Annotated in this window: 1 protein-coding gene and 2 pseudogenes; all 3 read right to left on the bottom strand. The window is 37.4% G+C overall.

Annotation, left to right across the window (positions count from 1 at the left end; genetic code table 11):
* Positions 1 to 513, bottom strand: a pseudogene (locus VLB74_RS12370) (nitric oxide reductase activation protein NorD); the annotation flags it as partial.
* 171 nt (positions 514 to 684) lie between these two features.
* Positions 685 to 1,476, bottom strand: coding sequence for a CbbQ/NirQ/NorQ/GpvN family protein (locus VLB74_RS12365; RefSeq protein WP_325203767.1), 792 nt, complete (start codon positions 1,474 to 1,476; stop codon positions 685 to 687).
* A 280-nt stretch (positions 1,477 to 1,756) separates the two neighbouring features.
* Positions 1,757 to 2,051, bottom strand: a pseudogene (locus VLB74_RS12360) (nitric-oxide reductase large subunit); the annotation flags it as partial.

Genomic DNA, 2,051 nt, shown 5'->3' with positions numbered 1-2,051 from the left:
GTCCGAGAAATTTTGAAGTTCATTTTCGCTTTCAGCAACAACTTCGTTTTTCATCCATTTACCAAATAACCAAGAAAAATCAGGAGCTTTTTTAGCATCCGCTTTTTGAATAAAATGATTTTTTGCAAAAGTTAAAAAGGCCGCATCAATAGAATACAGCTTAAACAAAACAGGCAGAATCTCTTCTGATGATTCCAATGCTCTTTGCTGTGAAAGCTCTAATGAAGGTTCGTTATCTGTTGAAGTCCAATTCAGATTCAAACCTTGTTGTATGCTTAAAAACAATACTCTAAAATGATAAAACATGAGGTTTTCTTCCGCTGTAGGGAATTCAGCAAACGAAATCGGAAGGAAAAAATTATTGTTTTTGTATCCACCTTCTCGTTCAGCTGGAAATATTTCGATAGGATTCCCAGTTAGCGCACGAGCCATAATCGTTAAGCGTTGCTGTATATCCGAAAGCCAAACTGTTCTTGCGGCAACCTCAACGTTTACTTTTTTGCTGTTTTTCAAATATTTGAAAAACTTCCCAACTAAATATTCATCTATTTCGAAACCCATAATAATCCCCCTAGCCCCCGAAGGGGGAACTCCTATTAGGGGTCAATAGGATTAAGTTATTAAAACTTTATTATTACAATTTATTATGTCAGCCTCTATTCCCCCTTCGGGGGTTAGGGGGATTTATATCATCAAATCGCACAAATCTTTCAATGCCTCCAATGTTTGTAAATCATCTGTCAATGGCTCTACAACTGCCACATGAACAGCCAATCGTTTTGGCAATCCGCTATGAATAATTTTGGCGGCATCGACCAAAAGACGAGTCGAAACCGTTTCGGTAAGTCCCAATTCGGTTAAATTCCTGATTTTATTTCCAATAGTTACTAGTTTCTTAGCGGTGTCATTGTCGATATTCGTTTCTTTAACCAAAATTTCGGCTTCGATTTTCGGTTCCGGATAATCAAAAGAAACCGCAATGAACCTTTGGCGTGTAGAAGGTTTTAGTTCTTTAAAACCTCTTTGGTAACCTGGGTTAAAGGAAGCCACGAGCATAAAATCATCATGTGCTTTGATAGTTTCTCCCAACTTGTCGATATACAGTATGCGTCGATGATCGGTCAGCGAGTGGATAGCCACAATCACATCGGGACGGGCTTCGGCCACTTCATCAAGATAGATTATCGACCCATTCTTTACAGCAGTAGTTAGAGGACCATCAAGCCAAACCGTTTCGGCACCTTTGATGATAAATCGGCCAATCAAATCGGTTGCAGAAGTTTCTTCGTGACAACTGATGGTAATGAGATTTCTATCGAATTTATGCGCCATATATTCCACAAAACGGGATTTTCCTGTTCCGGTTGGGCCTTTCAATAAAAAAGGGATTTTGTTTTTATACGAATGTTCAAAAACTTCTACCTCTTTGCCTACGGCGTGGTAGTAAGGTGCGCTTATTAAAGTATCTGCTAACATATTTTTTATTTTTTAGAAAAAACCGAAACGTAAAACAATCGTTTTTATGGAAATGGAGTTCAAAAACTGTTGTCTAAACGTTCCGGTTAAAAAAAAAGCTGAGTTAGTTATTAGTTTTATCGTTTTAATAATTAGTCAATAGTGATTGGCAATTAGGGGGTATCAAAAAAAATTAAAAAAGATGAGTAAGTTTGGTATGTTTTTTTTTGAAAATTCAGAATTTATCACTTCATAGTTTAAATTCAGGCCAACCACTAAAGACTTTATTACTGAAAAACATTTATGCTCTTATGGCTTCATCCGTAGGACGTCCATATTTTATGAAATCATAAACGAACATGCAAATTCCTGTGGCAAACATCGTGGCGCAAATGAGCAATACCACAAAGTGAATACTGATTTCGTTTTGCACGACCATAAATTCCATCTTCATTTTTCGTTCTAAATAAACTTGGGCTACACCAGCTACTCCAAAAGCAACAGTCATCCCCAACATTCCAATATTGGACAACCAAAAAGCGGTCATTCCAGTTGCGCTTTCATATCTCTTACGACCGGTTACATTCGGCAAGGCA

The sequence above is a fragment of the Flavobacterium sp. genome, from assembly GCF_035456225.1.
Taxonomy (GTDB): domain Bacteria; phylum Bacteroidota; class Bacteroidia; order Flavobacteriales; family Flavobacteriaceae; genus Flavobacterium.
The sequence above is the reverse complement of the archived record's forward strand: the minus strand, read 5'-3'. Positions and strand labels throughout refer to the sequence as shown.

Coding starts and splice junctions, on each gene's coding strand:
- VLB74_RS12365 (WP_325203767.1), bottom strand. CDS start 1,476: ATGTTAGCAGATACTTTAATAAGCGCACCTTACTACCACGCCGTAGGC.